Raw genomic sequence first — 21384 nt, 5'->3', positions numbered from 1 at the left:
TGTGCCCGCGGCGGGGCTGGCACCCGCAGGGGGCAGATCAAGGAAGAAATGATCCCGCCCTTCGCAAGGGCCGGGTGCCGGCCCCGCCAGGGCTCAGAGCGCGGGCCGCACCGCCCGCTCCAGCACCGTGGCGGGCGCCGGGCGCCCGAACAGGTAGCCCTGGAAGGCATGGCAGCCGTGGCGCTGCAGGAACTGCAGCTGGCCCGTGGTTTCGACGCCCTCGGCCACCACGTCCAGGTCCAGGCTGTGCGCCAGGGCAAGGATGGTGCGCACGATGGCCGCGTCGTTGGGGTCGGTCAGCACGTCGCGCACGAAGCCCTGGTCGATCTTGAGCTGGTCGATCGGCAGGCGCTTCAAGTAGCTGAGCGACGAGTAGCCGGTGCCGAAGTCGTCCAGCGAAAAGCCCACGCCGTGCGCGCGCAGCTTTTCCATGCGGGCGATCACGTCCTCCACGTCGGTGAGCAACAGGCTTTCCGTCAGTTCGATCTTGAACAGCCGCGGCTGCGCCCCGCTCTCGCGCAGCGCCTGCAGCACCTGATCGACGAAGTCGGGCTGGCGGAACTGGCGCACGCTCACGTTCACCGACAGCACCAGGTGCGCCGTGGCCGCGCTGCGGGACCAGGCCACGAGCTGCCGGCAGCCGTGCTCCAGCACCCACTGCCCCAGCGGCACGATGAGGCCGCTCTGCTCGGCCACCGGGATGAACTCGCCCGGCGACACCATGCCGCGCTGCGGATGCTGCCAGCGCACCAGCGCCTCGGCGCCGAGCATCTGGCCGCGCCGGTCCACGATGGGCTGGTAGTGCAGCATCAGCTCGCCCCCCTGCAGCGCGCGGCGCAGCTCGGCTTCCAGGGCGGCCCGAGCACTGACGGCGGCCTGCATGCCGGGGTCGAAGAAGCGCACGGCGTTGCGGCCGGCCGCCTTGGCCTGGTACATGGCCATGTCGGCGTGCTTGAGCAGGTCGTCCACGCTGCCCGCGGATTCGCCGAAGAGCGTGAGCCCGATGCTCGGCGTGCTGTGGTGGCTGATGCCGTCCAGCAGGTACGGCAGGCTCAGGGCGTTGCCGATCTTGCGCGCCAGCAGCGAGGCATCGGCGCTGGCGGCCCAGGCCTCGGCGGGCAGCCCTTCGGCCAGCACCACGAACTCGTCGCCGCCGAAACGGGCCACGGTGTCGCTCTGGCGCACGCAGCCTTGCAGGCGCTGGGCGACCTGCACCAGCAGGCGGTCGCCCATATCGTGGCCGAGCGTGTCGTTCAGGTCCTTGAAGTTGTCCAGGTCGATGAACAGCAGCACGCCGTGCCGCCCCGTGCGGCCGACGGACAGCGTGGCACGGTAGAGCCGGTCGATCAGCAGCCGCCGGTTGGGCAGGCCGGTGAGCACGTCGAAGAACGCCAGCCGCTCGATCTCGGCCTCGACCTGCTTGCGGTCGGTGATGCTGCGGCCGACGCCCCGGTAGCCCTGGAACGCACCGGCCTCGTCGAACACGGGCACACCGCTGATCGACACCCAGTAGGCCGTGCCGTCCGATGCCAGCCGCTGCAGTTCGAGCTCCCGGAAGGGTTCGCGCGCATCGAGCAGCCGGCGGTGGGCCGCCCAGTCCTCCTCGGTCATGTTGAGGGCGCCCAGCTCCCAGCGGGTGCGCCCCACGACTTCGCCGGGCTCCATGCCCACGGGGCTGCGCCCGCCCACGAAGTGGATGAACCGGAAGGATGCGTCCTGCTCCCAGTACCAGTCGGAGGAAAGGTCGCTCAGGCTGCGAAAGCGCGCCTCGCTCACCCGCAGTTCGGCCTGCGTGCGCACATGGTCGGTCACGTCGGTGAAGGTGCGCACCATGCCGCCATCGGGCAGTTGCGTGGTGTGCACCTCCAGCGTGCGGCCGTGGCGCGTGCGGCGCCAATACACCGCAGGAGAGGGAAGGCCGCCAGCGCTTTGCACATAGGCCCGCGCCTGGGCATCGACCAGTTCCGCGCTTTCGCCGAAATCGCCGCGCGCTTGCTGCAGCTGCTTGAGCTCCATCAGCGTGGGCCGGGCATCGAGCAGTTCGCGCGGCAGCTCCAGCAACTCCAGCACCCGGTCGTTGTAGACGGTGATGCGGCCGTCGGGCCCCACGGTGTACAGGCCCTGGCTCATGCTGGCCAGCGTGGTCTGCAGCAGCGCGCGCTGCGAAGGGGGTTCGTCCGGCCACGGCAGCGCGGGCAAGGCGGCGGGCATCGGACCGTGCGGCGCATGCGCCTGCAGCAGCGCCGCCAGCCGCTGGGCCAGTTGCGGCAGGTGCGCGCCGCCTTCGGCGCGCAGCACGTAATCCCCGGGGCCCAGGCGCAGGGCACGCGCGGCGAGCGCCTCCTGCGCAGGGTCCAGGCAGAGCACCAGGGGCTGGGTGCGCGCCTGGGCCGCCCAATCCGGCAAGGCGTTCGCACCGCGTTCCAGGTCCAGCACCAACGCCTGGCAGGCCTGTGGCACCGCGACCACGGGGGACCTCGCCACGCCATCGCTACCGGCCGCGAATTCCGCGGGGGACACGTCCCAGTCGGGGCGGTGGCTCGCCAGCCAGTGCATCGCCGCGCGGGCCGGTGCCGCGCCGGCGCCCACCCATCCGATGCGCGGCCGCACCGCCATGGCGGTGGATACCGGCGCCCCGCCCGTTCCCAGAGGGCACTGGGCGGGTGCGGCAGGGGGAGCGGTGGACAGCGCGCTCATGCCATGCCAGCTTCTGCGGCCGCAGGCAGGGTGCCCGGCAATTGCTGGTCGCGTTCGAACTGGGCCACCGGGCTCGGCCTGCCGAACAGGTAGCCCTGGAAGCCTTCGCAGCCGTGCAGCTTGAGAAAGGCCAGTTGCCCCGTGGTTTCCACCCCTTCGGCGACCACCTGCAGGTCCAGGCTCTTGGCCAGGGCGAGGATGGTGCGCACGATGGCGGCATCGTTGGGATCGGTGAGCACGTCGCGCACGAAGCCCTGGTCGATCTTGACCTGGTCCAGCGGCAGCCGCTTCAGGTAGCTCAGCGATGAATAGCCCGTGCCAAAGTCGTCGAGCGAGAAGCCCACGCCCTGCTTCTTGAGCTGGGCCATGCGCTGGATCGCATCCTCGATGTCGCCCAGCAGCAGGCTCTCGGTCAGCTCCAGCTTGAGCCGCTGGGGGTTGGCGCCCGTGCGCTGCAGCGTCTCCAGCACCTCGGCCGCGAAGGCCGGCTGCCGGAACTGCCGTGCACTCACATTGACGGCGATGGTCAGCCGCGCGGTGTCGGGGTGCTCGGCCCATCGCACCAGCTGCTCGCACGCCGATTCGAGCACGAAGCGCCCCAGCGGCAGGATGAGCCCGGTCTGCTCGGCCAGCGGGATGAAGTCGCCGGGGCTGATCATGCCGCGCTCCGGGTGGCGCCAGCGCACCAGGGCTTCGGCGCCGCACAGCTGAGCGCGGTGGTCCACGATGGGCTGGTAGTGCACCGTGAGTTCGTGGCGGGCCAGACCCTGGCGCAGATCGGCTTCCAGGTGCGAACGGGCATGCACCTGGGCCTGCATTTCCGGGTCGAAAAAGCGCTGCGTGTTGCGGCCTTCGGCCTTGGCCTGGTACATCGCCAGGTCGGCGCGCTTGAGCAACTCGTCCACGCTGCGCGGCTGGTCGCCGAACAGCGTGATGCCGATGCTCGGCGTGCTGTAGTGCTGCTGCGTGCCCAGCATGAAGGGCTGGTTGAGCTGCAGCAAGAGCTTGTCGGCCACGTGCTCGGCCTGCGTCGCTGCCTCGGTCAGCCCGGCATCGAGGTTTTCCAGCATCACCACGAACTCGTCGCCGCCGAAGCGCGCCACCGTGTCGGTGGCACGCACGCATGACACCAGGCGCGTGGCCACCTGCGCCAGCAGCTGGTCGCCCATGTCGTGGCCCAGCGTGTCATTCAGGTCCTTGAAGTTGTCCAGGTCGATGAACAGCAACGCGCCCAGCTGGCCGTTGCGCTGGCAGACGGCGCTGGCGCGCTGCAGGCGGTCCAGCAGCAGGCGGCGGTTGGGCAGGCCGGTGAGCGCATCGAAGAAAGCCAGCAATTCGATCTGCTGCTCGGCCTTCTTGCGGTCGGTGATGTCGCGGCACACGCCCAGCAGCCCGGTGACATGGCCGTGCAGGTCGCGGATGGGGGTCTTGATGGTTTCGAAGTAGCCCTCGTAGCCGTCCTCCTGGAACGTCAGGGTCTCTTCGTACACCAGTGGCTGCCAGGCAGCCATGGCGCGCTGGTCGAGCTGGCGCACCCGCTGGGCCTCGACGGCGGGTAGGAGATCGTCGTCCGACAGACCGATGATGTCGCGCTCGCGCCGCCCGATGAAGCGCTCGAAAACGGGGTTGCACGACAGGTAGCAGCCGTTCGCATCCTTGAGGAACACCACGTCGGGGATCGCGCTCACCAGGCTGGCCAGGCGGGTGCGTTGCTGCGTGAGTTCCAGCGCCATGCGCTTTTGCTCGGTCAGGTCGAACGCGAACACCACCACGGCCACCGTGCGGCCATCGGCGGCGACCTCCGGCACCAGCGTGGTGTGCCAGAACTGGGCCCCATGGGTTTTGGGAATGCGGTGCTCGAACACCACTGTTTCGCCCTGCAGCGCCCGGTCGAAATGCGGCTGGATCGGGGCCATCAGGTCGGCGGGCAGCACGTCCACGAGGAACTGGCCTTCGAGTTCCTCGACCGGACGGCGCAGCCAGTGCGCCTGCGAGGGATTCACGTACACGATGCGCAGATCGCGATCCAGCCGCGAGACGCCGCCCGGCAGGTGGCTGAGCAGGCTCGCCAGTTGCACCTCGTGCGCGCGGCTCAGGTCCTGGGCCTCCCGCTGCTCCGTGACGTCGGTCAGCACGCCGTCCCAGATCACGCGGCCCTTGTCCAGCGGCCGGGGGGTGGAACTCATGCGCATCCAGCGCAACTGGCCGTTGGCCACGCGCATGCGTACCACCGAGTCGCCGACGCCCATGGTGCGGTAGGACGCCTCGTCCGACGCAGCGCAGGCCAGGCGGTCCTGCGGCTCCATCTGCTCGAAGAACAGGGTGGCATCGTTCACCACCGCCTGGGCCGAAATGCCGTTCAGGCGCTCGATCGCATCGCCCATGTGCACGAAATGCCAGCGGCCATCTGCCTCGCGCACGCGCTGGTACAGGACGCTGTCGGGCAGGTTGCGGCCCAGCAGCTGCAGGCGGCGTTCGCTCTCCAGCAACCGGGCCTCGGCCTCGCGCGCACGGGCGAACGGCATGCGGATGCCGGCGATGAACACCGCCTGGAACATCAGCGCATACCCCAGCACGCGCAAGGCGTGCGCGAACGTGTCGACGAAGACCGGGTGCAGCGGGTACAGCAGCATGGCGAATTCCGCCAGCGCCAGCGCCGCCGCCGCGCAGGCCATGATGCGCCGGCGCCCCCGACCGCGCTCGTTGCCAGCGGTGTCGTCCACCCGGTACATGACCCAGGCGGCCATCGCCATGGCACCGCCGAGCAAGGCATCCGCCCCCATGGCGAAACGCTCGCCATGCGCCAGTCCGAACTGCTCGGGCAACCCGCTGGAGGCGGACCACACGAGCACCAGCGACACGCCGGCCGAGGCCACAGCCCAGGCCCGGCCGGGCCCGTGGAACGAGACCCGCAAGGCGAACAGCAGCAGGGTCAGCGCCTCGACCCCATGGGCCAGCAATCCGAAGTAGGAAGAGACATTCGCCCGCGTGACGGTCGCCATGCTTTCCATCTGGTGCAGCAGGACGGCGTGAAGGAAATTACAGACCGCAGCGGTCGCCAGCCCCGCCACGAGCACGTTGGCGCGGCCTTGCTGCGTGTCGTCGAGCATATGCAGGGACACCGCCACGGCCAGCAGGCCGATGAGCACCACCACCATGTCGAGGAAAGGCTCCAGGCCGTGCAGCCCCTGCAGGCCCGAACCCAGCAATTGCACCACCGGCACCAGCAGCAGCGCCAGTACCGCCACCACCAGCATCAGCGTGACCGCGGGCGCCTCCGACAAAAGCGTCCGCGCGATGGCTGCAGTGACCGGACGGTGGGGAGGGGGGGTCATGGCGGCGGCGGGTTACCTGAACATATCGTCACAAGTGTATCGGGCCGCTCGCCCCCTGGGCGGATGTCCCCCAATCAGGCGGTCAACAACTGCCGAAGCACATAGGGCAAGATGCCGCCGGCGCGGTAGTAGTCCACCTCGATCGGCGTGTCGATGCGCAGCGTGACCGTGACCTCCTGGCGCGACCCGTCGGCCCGGCGGATCGTCAGCAGCGCGTCGCTTTGCGGGGTGAGTTCCGAATCGGGAGCCACGTCGATCGTCTCGTTGCCGGTCAGGCCCAGCGACTCCCAGGAATCGCCCGCCTTGAACTGCAGGGGCAGCACGCCCATGCCAACGAGGTTGGAACGGTGAATGCGCTCGAAGCTCTTGGCCACCACCGCCTTGATGCCCAGCAGCTGCGTGCCCTTGGCCGCCCAGTCGCGGCTGGAGCCGGTGCCGTATTCCTCGCCCGCGAAGATCACGGTGGGGGTGTCTTGGGCGATGTACTTCATGGCCGCATCGAAGATGAACATCTTCGTGCCCTGCAGCTCCCCCTCGTTCTGGAACAGCGTGACGCCGCCCTCCTCGCGCGAGCCGTCGGCGGTGGGCGGAATCATCAGGTTCTTGATGCGCACGTTGGCGAAGGTGCCGCGCATCATCACATCGTGGTTGCCGCGGCGCGCGCCGTAGCTGTTGAAGTCCTGCTTCATCACGCCGTTGTGCAGCAGCCACTGCCCGGCGGGCGAGGTCTCCTTGATGGAGCCCGCCGGCGAGATGTGGTCGGTGGTGATCGAGTCGCCGAACAGCGCCATGATGCGTGCGCCCACGACCGACTCCGACGCCTTGGAGCCGTCCGCGCCCACCGCCCGCTCCTTGGCCTCCAGCGTGAACCGCGCGAAGAAGGGCGGCTCCGCGATGTAGGTGCTGGCGGGCCAGTCGTAGGTGTCGCCCTTCACGCCCTTGATGTTGTTCCAGAGCGCGCCCGGGTCGGTCTTGACCTTGCCGTAGTTGTCACGGAAGGCCTTTCCGTTCATGGCGTAGCGCATCAGCGCGTGGATTTCATCGCTGGTGGGCCAGATGTCGCCCAGGTACACGTCGCGCCCGCCCTTGCCCTTGCCCACCGGCTCCGTCATGAGGTCGCGCAGCACCGTGCCGGCGATCGCGTACGCCACCACCAGGGGCGGGCTGGCCAGGAAGTTGGCCTTGATATTGGGGTGAATGCGGGCCTCGAAATTGCGGTTGCCCGACAGCACCGCGGCACAGACCAGATCGTTGCCGGTGATGGCTTCGTTCAGCTCGGGCGCCAGGTCGCCGGCGTTGCCGATGCAGGTCGTGCAGCCATAACCTGCCAGCGCGAAACCGAGCTTTTCCAGATAGGGCATCAGGCCGGTTTCGGTGAGGTATTCCGTGACGATGCGGGAGCCGGGCGCGAGCGAAGTCTTGATGTGCGGCCGCACTTTCAGGCCGGCCTCCACGGCCTTCTTGGCCAGCAGTCCGGCGGCCAGCAGCACGCTCGGATTGGAGGTGTTGGTGCAGCTCGTGATGGCGGCGATCAGCACATCGCCGTTGCCGATGGTGGGGTCCACCCCCTTGGTCGGCAGGCGCACGGCGGCATCGGCATGCGTGACCGCCAGCGGCGGCTTGTTGTGCTCCATCTCGACCAGGAAACGCGGGCCACCCGCAGGGGCCGGCTTCTCGGCGGGAACCGCCTCGCTCACGCCTTCGTCGCCCCGGTGGATGTGGTGCCGCGTGTGCAGCAGTTCGGCCGGGCGGTTGAAGCCGTTTTCCGCCGCGGGCTTGCTGAACAGCGACACGAAGTCGCTGCTCACGTTGCCCAGCTCGATCCGGTCCTGGGGCCGCTTTGGTCCCGCGAGGCTGGGGGTCACATCGCCCAGGTGCAGGCGCACGATCTTGGAGTAGTCGATTTCGCCCGCGAGCGGCACGCCGAAAAGGCCCTGGGCGCGGAAATACGCCTCGAACGCTTCGATCTCGCTGTCGATGCGGCCGGTGCCCTTGAAGTAATCGATGGTCTTTTCATCCACCGGGAAAAACCCCATCGTCGCGCCGTACTCGGGTGCCATGTTGCCGATGGTGGCCCGGTCGGGCAGCGACAGCGTGCGCGTGCCCTCGCCGAAGAATTCCACGAACTTGCCCACCACCTTGTGCTGGCGCAGGATCTCGGTCACCGTGAGCACCAGGTCGGTGGCGGTCACGCCTTCGCGCAACTGGCCGGTCAGCTCGAAGCCCACCACGTCCGGGGTCAGGAAATACACCGGCTGGCCCAGCATCGCCGCCTCGGCCTCGATGCCGCCCACGCCCCAGCCCACCACGCCGATGCCGTTGATCATGGTCGTGTGGCTGTCCGTGCCCACCAGCGTGTCGGGGTAGTACACGCCATCGGCCCTCTTGTGCACCCCCCGCGCCAGGTATTCCAGATTCACCTGGTGGACGATGCCGAACCCGGGCGGCACCACGCCGAAGGTATCGAATGCCTGCATGCCCCACTTCATGAATTCGTAGCGCTCGCGATTGCGCTGGAATTCCAGCTTCATGTTCAGGTCCAGCGCCTTTTTCGTGCCGTAGTGGTCCACCATGATGGAGTGGTCCACCACCAGGTCCACGGGCACCAGCGGCTCGATCTTCTTGGGCTTCTTGCCCAGGCGCTGGGCCACGCTGCGCATGGCGGCCAGATCGGCCAGCAAGGGCACTCCGGTGAAATCCTGCAGCACCACGCGCGACACGACGAAGGGAATCTCGTCCTTGCGGTCCGCCACCGGCTGCCAGCGTGACAACTGCTCCACGTGTTCCGCCGTGACCTTGCGGCCATCGCAGTTGCGCAGCACCGATTCCAGAACGATCCGAATCGAAACCGGCAGCCGTTTGATCGACGGGTATTGCTTGGCCAGTGCCGGGAGCGAATAGAACTTGCCGCTTTTACCGGACCCCGTCGTGAAATTCTTCAGGGTGGATGCGAACGCGTGGCGGGAAACCGGGGGTGACATCGAGGCCATGTAGTGCTACTCCTGTGGGGACGAGAGCACCTATTCTGGCAGTCCTACATATCGATGCAATCGTGGGGTAATCGCATGCACGACATTTCAGAGAGTCCACCGCCAAACTCCAGGCAAAACGCCCGATCACAAGGCCTGCCGTCCTACGCCATGGGAACCGCAGCGCGAGTAAGTGCGCAACCATATACCGCGGGCCATTCGATTAATGAAATACCGCACCGTGGAATCTCCGTTTTTATTGAATCATCTCTCTTGAAATTAATCGCTGTGCAGCACTACCCGTGATGAAGGTGAAGACAATTCCCAATGGTTGGGATTTCGAGACAAGACGCAACGCAGAAAGCACTCAGTGCACCCATGAACGGGAAGCCAAGACACACATCATGGATGCCCATGCCGCCCCACCAAACGGAACGGTATTCCGTGGCCATGAAAAAAGCCCGCCAAGGCGGGCTGTTTATTGCGTGGGTTGCTCTTGCCAATCCGCAGCGCCAACAAGGTCTGCGCGGGATCTGGAATTCAAGGTTTGCCCATCAAATGGCGAATTGCTCGCGGTCTTGGTTCTGGATCCACTTGGGAGCCTTGCCACGGCCCGTCCATGTCTGGCCCGTCGCAGGATCGCGATATTTGGGAGCGACTTTGACGCCGGCGCTGGCACTGCGGGCGCGGCCCGTAGGAAATACGTCCTGGGCGGTCAGGCCATACTCCGCCACCAGATTGCGAACCTGATTGATGGCATCGGAAAGTTCGCGGCGACGTGCTTCGCCGATTTGCTGCTCAAGTTCTTCACGCTGTTTCAGCAGGTCTTTGTAGCTAGTGCTCATGGTAGTGTGCGGAGATTAATAACGAAGGCCGCATTATAGGTATCTTTCAATATCGTGCAGAGAAAGCGGGCGCAATCCACCTCTTGAATAACCCATCGATTTCTGGAATTTCGGGGAACTCTGCCAGCTCAGCCATATCGAAGCGCGCGCCCCGATTTGCACCGGCTGGGCTATCCTGGCCTGGGCGATTACCTGGCACAATTCCTTGCAGCCGCGACAATGCAGGTTTACCACCTTCGGAAACGCCATGGCGCTCTACTGCATCGGGGATATTCAAGGCTGCGATACGGCATTGCAGCGCCTGCTGGACCACATCGGGTTCTCTCCCAGCCGGGACACCGTTTTTTTGCTGGGCGACCTGGTGAACCGAGGCCCTGATTCCGCAGCCGTGCTGCGCCGCTGCATGCAGCAGGGTGACAGCCTGCGCAGCCTGCTGGGCAACCACGACCTGCATCTTCTGGCGGCCGCCCACGGGGCCCGCAAGCCTTCCCGCCGCGACACGCTGGACCAGGTGCTGCAGGCACCCGACCGCGAGGCCCTGCTGGACTGGCTGCGCCACCAGCCGCTGGCACGCCAGCATGTGCATGGTGGAGAGCCCCTGTTGATGGTCCACGCGGGCGTATTGCCCTCGTGGTCGGCCCAGGATGTGCTGGCGCATGCCGACGAGGTGCAGGCCGTGCTGCGCGGTGCCGACATGCCCGCATTCCTTCACGCCATGTACGGCAACACCCCGGACCGCTGGGAACCCACGCTGACGGGGACGGACCGCTTGCGCGTGATCGTCAATGCCTTCACCCGATTGCGCTTCTGCACACCCGAGGGCGCCATGGATTTCGAGAGCAGCGAGGGTGCCAGCGCTGCCCCCGCCGGCCTGGTGCCGTGGTTCGAAGCACCGGGCCGAAAAACGCAGGACGGGCTGGTGGCATTCGGGCACTGGTCCACCCTGGGCTGGATGAACCGCTCCAACCTGTTGGCGCTGGACACCGGTTGCGTGTGGGGAGGCTGCCTCAGCGCGGTCCGCTTTGGCCGCACGTTGGCAGACCGCGAGCACTGCCATGTCGATTGCGAGGAGGCGCAAAAGCCAGGGGCCTGAACAAGAACGGGCCACCCACTGCCCAACGGCAATAAGAAATCACCTAGGGCCTGAGCGGGTCTGGCCCCGGCCGACGGATCGGCCCTGGGCGCTCACTGCGAGGAGGTTTCGGTTTCGGGCTGCACGGCCTTGAACAGGGCCGCCACCTTGCGTTTGGGCTTGATGTTGGCCGAGATGCCGCTGCGCGCCGGCTGGGCCTTGGCCGCGGACTCCCAATGGGGCGCCGCCTCGGTGGCCGGTGCCTCGTAGGGCTTGTCGAAGAACGGATCGCGGGGTGCCGAAGGGGCGCGGTAGCTGCTGCGCGGCGCGCTGCCGCGCGGGTCGTGCGCCTCGCCGCCCCGCTCACGCCGGCCACCTTCGCGCTGGCCATCCTCGCGCCACGCGCGCTGGCCGTCGTTGATGCGGCCGCGCGGGCGGTCTTCCTCGTACTCGAGGGCTTCGAGATCGATCTTCTTCTTGATGAGCTTTTCGATGTCCGCCACCAAGCGCGTGTCGCTGCTCGACACCAGCGTGACCGCCAGGCCCGAGGCGCCTGCGCGGCCCGTGCGGCCGATGCGGTGCACGTAGTCCTCGGCATTGAACGGCACGTCGAAATTGAACACGGCCGGCACATCCTTGATGTCCAGTCCGCGTGCCGCCACGTCGGTGCACACCAGCAGATCGACTTCGCCCTGCTTGAAGGCATCGAGCGCCTTCAAGCGTTCGTCCTGACTTTTGTCGCCATGCAGCGCCGCGGTCTTGAGGCCCTCGCGCTCCAAGCTGCGGGCCAGCCGGGCACAGCCGAGCTTGCTGTTCACGAAGATGAACGCCTGCTTCAGGCCCCGCGTCTTCAGCACCTGGTGGATGGCGCGGCGCTTGTCGTCGTCGTTGGCGCTGTAGAAACGCTGCTCCACCGTGGAAGCCGTTTCGTTGGGGCGCGCCACTTCGATCGTGATCGGGTCTTGCAGGTAGCTGCCTGCCAGGCGCTTGATCTCGGGGGAGAACGTGGCGCTGAACAGCAGCGTGGTGCGCTGCTTGGGCAGGTACGAGAGGATGCGCTGCAGATCGGGCAGGAAGCCGATGTCCAGCATGCGGTCGGCTTCGTCGAGCACCACGTACTCGACCTGGTTCAGCACCGCATTCTTGGCTTCGATGTGGTCCAGCAGCCGACCCGGCGTGGCCACGAGCACTTCCACGCCTTTTTTCAGCTCCAGAGTCTGCGGCTTCATGTCCATGCCGCCGAACACCACGGTGCTGCGCAGCTTGGTGTACTTGGCGTACAGGGCGACCTGCTGGGCGACCTGGTCGGCCAGCTCCCGCGTCGGCAGCAGCACCAGGGCGCGCACCGGATGGCGGGCGGGGGAGGTGGAGCTGTTTTCGTGCTTGAGCAGGCGCTGCAGCAAGGGCAGCGAGAAGGCGGCCGTCTTGCCGGTGCCCGTCTGGGCCGCACCCATCACGTCCTTGCCAGTCAAGACGACCGGAATGGCCTGCTCCTGAATGGGCGTCATGGACTCGTAGCCCATTTCGGCCACGGCGCGTGCCAGCGGTTCAGCCAGCGATAAATTGGAGAAAGAACTTGTCATTTAGCCCGCTATTGTCGCACCAGGGGCTGAACGGGGTGTTTTTTCGGGTAGGCATTCGTGTGCCAAAGGCACGATGCTATTCAATTCATAGCACCATACGATGGCTGTAAAAGCGCAAACGCCACCCCAGGCATTGCAGGGTGAACGCTTCCACTGCGGCGTTCACACTACAGGCTGCGGGCCGAAAACGTGTCGCAAGCCTTCACGCTGCCGTTTTCCAGGCCTGCATGGAACCACCGCTGGCGCTGCGCGCTGGTGCCGTGGGTGAAGCTGTCCGGCACGACGGCGCCGCCGCCCGCCCGCTGCAGGGCGTCGTCCCCTATCTTGGCTGCGGCGTTCATGGCCTCTTCCACATCGCCCTGCTCCAGGATCTGGCGGGCATTCTGGGCATGGTGGGCCCAGACCCCGGCAAAGCAGTCGGCCTGCAGTTCCAGGCGAACGGACAACTGGTTGTACTGCACCTGGCTGACGCGGCCACGCATCTGGTCCACTTTGGCGCTGATGCCCAGCAGGTTCTGGACGTGGTGACCCACCTCGTGGGCGATCACGTAGGCCTGGGCGAAATCCCCCGGTGCGCCCAGCCGGTTCTTCAAGGTTTCATAGAAGCCCAGGTCGATGTACACCTTGCGGTCGCCGGGGCAGTAGAACGGGCCCATCGCCGCTTGGCCGGTGCCGCAGGCAGTGGGTGTGGAACCACGGAACAGCACGAGCTTCGGGTCCTGATAGGCGTTGCCACCCTGCCGGAAGATGTCGGTCCACACGTCTTCGGTGTCGGCCAGCACGGTGGAGACGAAGCGCGCCATCTTGTCGTCGGCCGGCGGGCGGTGTGCCGGCGCCTGCTGGACCTGGGCGGGAGCGCCTCCGCCGCCGCTCAGCAGTCCCAGAATCGTCAACGGATTGATCCCGAAAATCCAGCCCCCCAGCAACGCCACCACGATGGTGCCGATGCCGATGCTGCGGCCGCCGAACACCGGCATGCCCCCACCGCCGCCGCCATCGCGGCGGTCCTCGACGTTGTCCGACTCGCGGTTGCCTTCCCATTTCATACGGTTCTCCTGCTCGCACCTGCGGATGCGGTGCGCCGGATGTTACGCCCGTGCCGCACGCCGGGCAGCAGTTCCCATGGGTCGATTCGCGACGCCATCAAGGCTGCGGCTCGCTGAACGAGGGCGCGTCCACCGCTGCATAGGTGGCCGGTGAACTCTGCAGGCCCCGGGGCGCCCAGTGCGCCTGGCGCTCCGATGCCTGCTGCACCTGCCCCTGCACCACCCAGCCCAGCGCGACGAGTTGCGCCGCGATCACCACGCTGCCGATCACGATGGGCCACGGGCGCAGCCTGGGTGCGGAGGACACAGGGGGATGGAAATCGTCGTGCATGGCAGTCTCTTGCGGATGGGGCTGAAATGGATGGGTGGGATGCTAGGCAGCGCGCCAGGGTCGAAAACCCGGTCGATGGCCTGCGGGGGCGTAGGACGCGGCCGGTCCAGAGGCATCCACGCAACGCGCGGCCTTCAGGCGCTCCCTGCCTGGATCAACGCGTGCACCAATGCACGCTGGCGGCGGCGGGCTCGGCGTCTTCGAAATACCCGGACAACTCCTGCACCAGGGCTTGCAGGGCGCATCCCGGAAGAGAGCGCGCAATTTCGATCTGCTGCAGGGCGTAGGTGCGGTCGCCGAGCATCATCGCGGCGCTGATGCAATGGCCACGGGCAGCCATCTCCAGCAGGAAGGCATCAAGCGCTTCGGCGGGCCAGTAGCAGCGGTGGGTGCTGCCTCCCGAAGCCTCGTGCAGCACATGCGAAAGGCCCGTGCGCTCGGCCTGGAGAGACGATACGGCGTGGTGGGTGGCAGGCATGGTGGGCTCCTCAGGCAGCGTTCTGCGTGGGATTTACAGCATCCAACCGGATGCAACACAGAACCTGCCTGAATCGTAAAAAACCGTAGCCGCCCCCGCTCACGGCAAAAAAGCCGTGGCGGTGTAGGACTCCACCGCCCGAAAAATCAGGCCCGCCTCAGGCCTTGGGCAGGGTGACGCCGCTTTGTCCCTGGTATTTGCCGCCCCGGTCTTTGTAACTCACGTCACAAACCTCGTCGCTTTCGAAAAACAGCACCTGGGCGCATCCCTCGCCCGCGTAGATGCGGGCCGGCAGCGGCGTGGTGTTGCTGAATTCCAGCGTGACATAGCCCTCCCACTCGGGCTCGAACGGCGTCACGTTCACGATGATCCCGCAGCGGGCATAGGTGCTCTTGCCCAGGCAGATGGTCAGCACGTTGCGGGGAATGCGAAAGTACTCCACCGTGCGTGCCAGCGCGAAGCTGTTGGGCGGGATGATGCAGCTGTCGCCTTCGAAGTCGACGAAGCTCTTTTCATCGAAGTTCTTCGGGTCCACCACGGTGCTGTGGATGTTGGTGAACACCTTGAATTCCGGCGCACATCGGATGTCGTAGCCATAGCTGCTGGTGCCGTAGCTGATGATCTTGCGGCCTTCCGCCTCACGGACCTGGCCCGGCTCGAAGGGCTCGATCATTCCGGTCTGCTCCGCCATGCGGCGAATCCACTTGTCGCTTTTGATGCTCATTGCTCACTCCTGCTGGGCCGCCATTGTAGAGAGGACGCGCGGGCAGGCACTATATTTTTCATAGCGACATGCGCTAGTGCAACCTGCGCCAGGGGCCTATTCGGCTTGGGAAACCACGGTGCGCTCGATCACCCGGTCATCGCCCAGCACGATCATCGCGAAGAGCAGTTCGTCCAGGTTGGCCGCGTGCGCGGTCTTGCGCGCCAGCAGCGGCGTGGCGCGCGGGTCCAGCACCACGAAGTCGGCCTCGCACCCGGGCTGCAGGTTGCCGATGACGCCCGCCAGCCCCAGCGCGCGCGCCGCGCCGGCCGTGTGCTGCCACCACAGCGCCTGCGGCGAAAGCGACAGGCCGGGCTTCGTCTGCCCTTCACGCCCCACGTAGTAGGCGGCGAGCATGGTGTGGAACGGGCTGAAGCTCGTGCCGCCCCCCACATCGCTCGCCAGTCCATAGCGAAAGCCGACCCGGTCGGCCCCGGCGTAGTCGAAGAAGCCACTGCCCAGAAACAGGTTGCTGGTGGGGCTGACCGCCGCCACCGCCCCGGTGTCACGCATGAGCGCCCGGTCGGCATCGTCAAAGTGGATGCAGTGGGCGTACACGGCGCGCTCGCGCATCAGCCCGAAGTCGTCGTACACCGACAGGTAGCTGCGGGCCGCGGGAAACAGCTCGCGGGCCCATCGGATCTCGTCCAGGTTCTCGGCCACGTGCGACTGGATCCACACGTCGGGGTATTGCGCGGCCAGTTCGCCCGCACCGCGCAACTGGGCTTCGGTGCAACTGGGCGCGAACCGCGGCGTGATGGCATAGCCCAGCCGGTCCTGGCCGTGCCAGCGGCGGATCAGCGCCTCGGTGTCGCGCAAGGATTGTTCGGTCTGGTCGCGCACGCCATCGGGCGAGTGGCGGTCCTGCAGCACTTTGCCGGCGATCAGGCGCAGTCCGCGCGCCTGCGCCTCGCCCATCAGCGCGTCCACCGACGCCGGGTGCGAGGTGGCGAACGTGAGCGCGGTGGTCACGCCGTTGCGCAGCAATTCGTCCAGGAACACGGTGGCCACGCCGGCGGCATAGGCCGGATCGGCAAAGCGGGACTCGTGGGGAAAGGTGTAGTTTTCCAGCCAGGGCAGCAGGCCGTCGGCGGGCGAGCCGATCACGTCGGTCTGCGGAAAATGCACGTGCATGTCGACGAACCCCGGCGCGATGATGCGGCCGGGCCAATGCACCACCGGCCACTGCGCGTAATGGGCCGCCAGGGTGTTCCAGGCGCCTGCGGCCTGGACGCGCTGGCGCCCCTGGGCATCGGGGCCGATGGCCAGCAGGCCGTCTTCTTCATACAGGGCCGAATGGTCGTCGGCGAAACGCAGCAGGCCGGAGCGGTAGATTTGCATGGCGGCAGCTTAACGCCGGGCACGGCGCCTTTCATGCGCCGCAGCGCATGGGGCCTATACCGGCGGCGCTACACCGCCACCCGCTCCCGGGGCGGCAACGCCTCGCGGTCTCCGACCGCCGTCGGGGCGGCTGAGCGGCTCAGCTGCCCCGCGATGCGCTGGGCGTGCAGCAAAAGCCGCTCGATGGCAGACACGTAGAACAGCGCGCCCTGGGTCAGCGCCCCGATGGCGAACAGGCCGGGCTGGCCCAGCACCTGAAAGCTTTGCGCATCGATCGCGATGCCGCCCAGTTCGTGCTGGCGGACCAAGCCGCGGTCGATGAGGTTCTCGATGAGCGGCGAATCGATGCGCGCCAGGTTGCCGGCCACGCCGGTCGCATCCAGGATGCCGTCGAGCGCCAGCGTTCCGCCGGCCAGTTCCACCTGGAATCCCGGCCGGCCCTCCGCCAGCCGGGTGGCCCGGTAGCCGGGATGCACGGTCAGCCGGCCCGCCTGGAGCAGCGCCTGGATCTTGCGCGCGTTGTCCAGCGGCATCGGGTGCCGGTAGCTCATCCAAAGGCCCTGGTATTTGCGAAAGAACCGGCGCTTCTGGTCCGGACGCAGCGCGGTCCAGTAGCGGTCGATGTCCTCCTTGGTGGCGTCCAGCTGCAGCTGCCAGTCCCGCACGGCCTGGGCCGCCTCGATCTCCCGGCCGATGCGGACCAGGGGGTCGCGGATCGTCATGAGGCCCGGGTATTCGTGCCCACAAGGATGGCTTTCGCGGAACCAGCGCAGGAAGCCGCGCAGCGTGTCGCCCGCATAGCGGTGCTCGGGGCGCACCAGGGGGGTGGTGGGCAAGGCGCCGCGCACCAGGGGCAACTGGCCGGAATGGGAAAACATGTGGATGCGCTCCACACCGAGCCGGCCGAGCAGCAGCGCCATGTCGATGGCCGTGAGCTTGGTGCCGAGGATGCCGATGCGTGCGTTCCGCGGCAGCTCGGCCTTGATGGCGCCCAGGTCGTGGTACGGGTTCGCGTGGTAGTGCGCCACGCCCGGAAACGGCGACCGCTTTTTGAGATGCCCCAGCGCCAGCACGACCTGGTCCACATGCCAGGCATGCTGGGCCGTGGCCACGTGAAAGCCACTGGCCCCGCGCTCGATGTCGGTCACCGCCTGCGCCACGCGCACCAGCTTCACGCCGCGTGCGGCGAACGCGCTCTCGGCCTGGTGGGCGACATCCTGCAGGTAGGCCCCCATGAGCGAGCGCCGCACGTATCCGCCGGGCGCTTCGGCCTGTCCCGCGCAGAGCTGCTGCAGCCAGCGGTCGAACCCGTCCGGCTCGCCGGTCCGTGCGCTCAGCAACGACGAAGCCATGTTGAGGATGAACTCGCCGTCGTTGGTGTCCCGGCCATAGGGCAGTCCCGGGCCGAACCCGCCGGACTCGTCGAACAGCAGCACCTCGGAAATCCCGGCATGGCCGCCCATGCGGCTCAGCGCTTGCGTGACGAGGGTGCCGCTGCAGCCGCCCCCGATGATGGCGATCCTGGCCATGGTCATGTCTCCTTCGCGGATGCGGTGCGCCGCCGCATCAGGCGGCACCACCGGCCAGGGCCAGGTCCGCCGCGCGATCCCGGGCCGCGGACACGGGGCGTGACGGGGAGCCATGCCGTGCGAAATGCTGGCGCAGCAGCATGTCGGCGCGCAGCGAGGCGGGAGCGGTCTGCAGCAGCGTCACCAGTTCGACCAGCGAAGCGGGCGCGCCTTCCAGGTAACGGCGGATGGAGTGCCCGTCGTGCAGGCGCACGGGGTCTTCCCGCAGCACCACGCCCGCCAGCCGCAGCAGCAGCTTCTTTTGCTCGCCCTTGCGCAAGATCCAGTGCGCGCTGCCGTAGCGGAACGCCTCGTCATCGCGGTGCGGCAGGAGCGGCGCCAGGCTCCAGAGCCCGTTGCCGCTGCCGCACAGGTAGTCCGGCGTGGTCGTGCCGGCCACGCTGCGCACATCGTTCAGCGCGGTGACGTCCACGGTGGGTGTGCCGAGCACGGACAGGTTCACATCGCAGGCCGACGCGAACGACAGGGCGACGGAGCGGTTAAAGATTTCCTCCTGCTCCTGCACCGAATAGCCCAGCCGCTGCAGGTCCGCCCGGGCGGCGTTGTCGATCTGCTGGATGGTCGCGATGCCGGAACTGTGCGCCAGGAAATGCAGCCGCACCAGGTCTTCGATGCCCTGGAAAGAGAGCCGCCCCGCCGGCTGCCCGTCGCGGTTCAGCGGCCGGCCCGCCGCATCGCGCTCCACCAGCCCGGTGGCCGTCCAGGCCAGCGCCCGCGGCAACGCGACCAGCCGGGGCAGCACCACGCGCTCGTAGATGAGGCGGGACGAGTGGCTGACCACCTGCGCATGCGCCTTCGTGTTGAGCGTGAAGCGGTTGTGCAGCATGCTGGATTCGATCAGCACGGTGCCGTCGGCATCGAGGCCCGCGTGCGCGATGCCGAGCACTTCGGCGGCGGCCTGCGTGCGCTCCAGGAACCGGGCAAACGTGGCCGTGAGCCCGGTGGAGAGCTTCAGCCCCTCCGGGTAGTGGGTGGTGGGCGTGCTCGGCAGGACGATCCATGCGCCGCGGGCGATGGCGCCCTGCACGGCCGCCACGTCCATGTCGATGGGCCCCGCCAGGCCGCCGCTGCGCGGCGCGTCCCGGTACACCCGGATGCCGGCGCTCTTGGGCTCGGCCTCCGAATCGGCCCGCAGGGCCACCGCCCGCTCGTGGATGGCCTCGAACAGCACGGCCATGGCGGCGCTGTAGCCGGGCTCGCTGCGCACGGCGGTATGGACGATGTCGGTGCGGTCGTCCGTGTAGTGGCAAGGAATGGCGGTGAGGAATTCGAGAAACCGCCCCTGCGGCCCCTTGAACTGCGCAGGCGGCACCTGGAAGGCATGGGGCGGCAGGCCCGCTTCGGCGGCCATGGCCTGCAGCGCCGCGTCCCACCGGCCGCCAGGGCGCTGGCGCTCGGCCAGCAACTCGCGCACGAAGTTCAGGGCCTGCAGCGGATAGACGTGCCGGAACGCCGCCGCACCTTCACGGGGATAGCGATCACGCTCCTCCACGAAAAAGCGCGCGTACAGCCCATGGTCGCGCAGGGCCGCGAGCGCGAGGTCGCCCGCACCCGGTGCCTGCGGATCGGGCGGCAGGTGGTTGGCCGCGGCCTCCAGCGCGTCCAGGAACCGCGATTCCCGGGCCGCGTAGGCGGGCTGCAGCGGTGCCAGCGCCGCCAGCACGGCGCTGGCCATGGCCCGGGGGCGGTCCAGCGGCACGGTCGCGGCCAGCGGCTGCAGCCGGGCGATCGCGGCCTGCAGCAGCGCCACATCGGGGTGGGGCATGTCCAGCGCCACGCGCGTTTCCTCGGCCGTCAACACCGTGGCCCCCAGGGCCTGCAACTGCTCGCGCACATAGCGCACCTGCTCCGCCGTGGTGCCGCGGCGCCAGCCGCCCGCCACCTCGGGATCCGGCACGTTCAGGGCATCTTCCAGGCCCACCCGCACGCCGTCGAGGCCCAGGGCCACAGCCATGCGCGGCAGCAGCACGATCATCGGGCCGGGCACGAGGGCGGACACCTTGGCGCCAGGGCACTCCGCGCGGATGCGCGCCACCACCGGCCGCAGCCGCGCCACCGCCTGGGCCAGGGCCTGTTCGAAGGCCTCTGCAGAGCCCTCTGCCAGCAGGCGCAGGATGTCCTTGCGCTCTTGCACCGGCAACAGGGAGTCGTCCTGCACCCCGCCCTCGGGCAGGCGCCGGTGTTGGTCCACCCCCACCACCAGCATGAACAGCACCGGCCCACCCACCGAACGCAGGCCGGCCTGATAGGACCCCAGAGCGCCGTCCAGGATCGCGCCGTTGAACACCTCCACCTCGGGCCGCACACCCCATTGCCGGCAGTGCGCGATCTGCGCCGCCAGGAAGGCCGGGGGGTTTTCATAGCCGCCCCCCGCCTGGAAGACCACCGGCCCGGGGCTGAAGGAGCCCATCTCCGGCGCGCGCTGCTGCGCACCATAGGCCCGCAGATGCACCCGGCGCACGGGGCTTTCGAAGTCGGCGGCGCCGCCCCGCACGCTGGTGGACAGGTTCAGGATGGCGGCAGGCGCCGCCTGGTGCAGGCGGGGCACGATCGCCGCGTACTGCGCTTCGTCGATGTGGTTGGCCTGCCGCCCCAGGCGCACCGGCACGGCCACCCCGGGCACGTGCACCGGGTGCTGGCCGCTGCAGTCCCGCGTGTGCAGGTGCACGATGGCGGCCCCCTCGCGCACGGCCGCCACGCTCTGCGCGACGATGGCTTCGGGTGCGATGGGCAGGTGCGGCGATGCGGTCCTGCCCGGATTCCAATGGCCTGCGCCGTGGTCGGCCCAGCCGCGCTCGCGCAGGGTGTCCAGCAGCCGCGGCGCCTCGGCCTGCAACGCGGCCACCAATGCGGGCGGCAGGTAGGTCTCGATCGTTTCCGCGCGCCATGCCAGATCGCCGGCGCCCGCCACGTCCCAACCCTGGGAGGTGAGCGTCAGCACCAGCTCGCGCGCCGTCTTCGCCGAGGCGATGCGGTGCAGGGCCACACCCGGCAGATGCCGGCGTGCCTCCACGTCGCCCAGGCGGCGGCCCGGCGCCTGGGGCCCGTCCGCCGCGCTGGCCACCTGCAGGGCGTCCAGGCTGTCGCAGATCCCCAGGCCGCCGGCCGGCACCGCCTCCCAGCCATCGGCGGCCAGCCGATGGGCCAAGCCCATGCCCTGGGCGTCCGCGGCCTCGACCGACCGGGCAGGCAGGAATTTCGGCTCCCGGGCCAGGGCTTGCTGTGGAACGGCGCCCACAGGCGCTGCCGTGATGAACATTCGCATCGACCTTCTCCCCTTGGTTTTTTCTGAACCCGCCGCGCGCCGCGGCCGGCGCATCGCGCGCCTGGCGGGC

General features: G+C 68.1%; 13 protein-coding genes. 1 reads left to right on the top strand and 12 read right to left on the bottom strand.

Going from position 1 to position 21384, the window contains the following annotated elements; genetic code table 11:
* Window positions 1-93: 93 nt before the first annotated feature.
* The 4 genes from R1Z03_RS02640 to R1Z03_RS02625 form a co-directional block, all read right to left on the bottom strand.
* On the bottom strand, window positions 94-2616 hold the full coding sequence (locus R1Z03_RS02640) for a putative bifunctional diguanylate cyclase/phosphodiesterase (protein ID WP_372588263.1): 2523 nt from the start codon (window positions 2614-2616) through the stop codon (window positions 94-96).
* Window positions 2617-2693: 77 nt separating this feature from the next.
* Window positions 2694-6032 (bottom strand): EAL domain-containing protein, encoded by a 3339-nt coding sequence (locus R1Z03_RS02635; RefSeq protein WP_317356630.1) that lies wholly within the window; start codon window positions 6030-6032, stop codon window positions 2694-2696.
* A gap of 74 nt (window positions 6033-6106) precedes the next feature.
* A complete protein-coding gene (locus R1Z03_RS02630; RefSeq protein WP_317356627.1) occupies window positions 6107-9022 on the bottom strand; it encodes an aconitate hydratase in 2916 nt (971 codons plus the stop codon).
* A gap of 533 nt (window positions 9023-9555) precedes the next feature.
* Window positions 9556-9846 carry an H-NS histone family protein gene (locus tag R1Z03_RS02625; protein WP_272548868.1) on the bottom strand — a complete coding sequence of 97 codons (291 nt, stop codon included), beginning with the start codon at window positions 9844-9846 and terminating at the stop codon, window positions 9556-9558.
* A gap of 247 nt (window positions 9847-10093) precedes the next feature.
* On the opposite strand from R1Z03_RS02625, the gene R1Z03_RS02620 reads away from it, so the two are divergent.
* Window positions 10094-10939 carry a symmetrical bis(5'-nucleosyl)-tetraphosphatase gene (locus R1Z03_RS02620; RefSeq protein WP_317356625.1) on the top strand — a complete coding sequence of 282 codons (846 nt, stop codon included), beginning with the start codon at window positions 10094-10096 and terminating at the stop codon, window positions 10937-10939.
* Between the two features lie 92 nt (window positions 10940-11031).
* Here R1Z03_RS02620 and R1Z03_RS02615 read toward each other — a convergent pair whose 3' ends face one another.
* From R1Z03_RS02615 to R1Z03_RS02580, 8 genes are all read right to left on the bottom strand, one after another.
* Complete coding sequence (locus tag R1Z03_RS02615; RefSeq protein ID WP_272564908.1) at window positions 11032-12501, bottom strand: DEAD/DEAH box helicase; 1470 nt, start codon at window positions 12499-12501, stop codon at window positions 11032-11034.
* A 167-nt stretch (window positions 12502-12668) separates the two neighbouring features.
* The gene (locus R1Z03_RS02610) at window positions 12669-13547 is read right to left on the bottom strand and encodes a neutral zinc metallopeptidase (RefSeq protein WP_284402275.1); all 879 of its coding nucleotides are present in this window, start codon (window positions 13545-13547) and stop codon (window positions 12669-12671) included.
* A gap of 97 nt (window positions 13548-13644) precedes the next feature.
* A complete protein-coding gene (locus R1Z03_RS02605) occupies window positions 13645-13878 on the bottom strand; it encodes a hypothetical protein (protein ID WP_284424704.1) in 234 nt (77 codons plus the stop codon).
* 154 nt (window positions 13879-14032) lie between these two features.
* Entirely contained in the window at window positions 14033-14356 is a 324-nt protein-coding gene (locus R1Z03_RS02600; RefSeq protein ID WP_317356618.1) for a hypothetical protein, read from the bottom strand.
* A 157-nt stretch (window positions 14357-14513) separates the two neighbouring features.
* The gene (gene dcd, locus R1Z03_RS02595) at window positions 14514-15080 is read right to left on the bottom strand and encodes a dCTP deaminase (protein WP_272564912.1); all 567 of its coding nucleotides are present in this window, start codon (window positions 15078-15080) and stop codon (window positions 14514-14516) included.
* Window positions 15081-15176: 96 nt separating this feature from the next.
* Window positions 15177-16460 carry a guanine deaminase gene (gene guaD, locus R1Z03_RS02590; RefSeq protein ID WP_317356615.1) on the bottom strand — a complete coding sequence of 428 codons (1284 nt, stop codon included), beginning with the start codon at window positions 16458-16460 and terminating at the stop codon, window positions 15177-15179.
* 68 nt (window positions 16461-16528) lie between these two features.
* Entirely contained in the window at window positions 16529-17989 is a 1461-nt protein-coding gene (locus tag R1Z03_RS02585) for an FAD/NAD(P)-binding protein (protein WP_284429230.1), read from the bottom strand.
* A gap of 37 nt (window positions 17990-18026) precedes the next feature.
* Window positions 18027-21314, bottom strand: a complete 3288-nt coding sequence (locus R1Z03_RS02580; RefSeq protein ID WP_317356611.1) for a 3-keto-5-aminohexanoate cleavage protein — start codon at window positions 21312-21314, stop codon at window positions 18027-18029.
* Window positions 21315-21384: the final 70 nt, after the last annotated feature.

This window comes from Acidovorax sp. BLS4 (assembly GCF_032929295.1).
Classification (GTDB): Bacteria; Pseudomonadota; Gammaproteobacteria; order Burkholderiales; family Burkholderiaceae_C; genus Paracidovorax.
Note: the sequence above shows the minus strand (reverse complement) of the source record. Positions and strands in the feature narration are given on the sequence as shown.

Coding starts and splice junctions, on each gene's coding strand:
- R1Z03_RS02640 (WP_372588263.1), bottom strand. CDS start 2,616: ATGGCGGTGCGGCCGCGCATCGGATGGGTGGGCGCCGGCGCGGCACCG.
- R1Z03_RS02635 (WP_317356630.1), bottom strand. CDS start 6,032: ATGACCCCCCCTCCCCACCGTCCGGTCACTGCAGCCATCGCGCGGACG.
- R1Z03_RS02630 (WP_317356627.1), bottom strand. CDS start 9,022: ATGGCCTCGATGTCACCCCCGGTTTCCCGCCACGCGTTCGCATCCACC.
- R1Z03_RS02625 (WP_272548868.1), bottom strand. CDS start 9,846: ATGAGCACTAGCTACAAAGACCTGCTGAAACAGCGTGAAGAACTTGAG.
- R1Z03_RS02620 (WP_317356625.1), top strand. CDS start 10,094: ATGGCGCTCTACTGCATCGGGGATATTCAAGGCTGCGATACGGCATTG.
- R1Z03_RS02615 (WP_272564908.1), bottom strand. CDS start 12,501: ATGACAAGTTCTTTCTCCAATTTATCGCTGGCTGAACCGCTGGCACGC.
- R1Z03_RS02610 (WP_284402275.1), bottom strand. CDS start 13,547: ATGAAATGGGAAGGCAACCGCGAGTCGGACAACGTCGAGGACCGCCGC.
- R1Z03_RS02605 (WP_284424704.1), bottom strand. CDS start 13,878: ATGCACGACGATTTCCATCCCCCTGTGTCCTCCGCACCCAGGCTGCGC.
- R1Z03_RS02600 (WP_317356618.1), bottom strand. CDS start 14,356: ATGCCTGCCACCCACCACGCCGTATCGTCTCTCCAGGCCGAGCGCACG.
- dcd (WP_272564912.1), bottom strand. CDS start 15,080: ATGAGCATCAAAAGCGACAAGTGGATTCGCCGCATGGCGGAGCAGACC.
- guaD (WP_317356615.1), bottom strand. CDS start 16,460: ATGCAAATCTACCGCTCCGGCCTGCTGCGTTTCGCCGACGACCATTCG.
- R1Z03_RS02585 (WP_284429230.1), bottom strand. CDS start 17,989: ATGGCCAGGATCGCCATCATCGGGGGCGGCTGCAGCGGCACCCTCGTC.
- R1Z03_RS02580 (WP_317356611.1), bottom strand. CDS start 21,314: ATGCGAATGTTCATCACGGCAGCGCCTGTGGGCGCCGTTCCACAGCAA.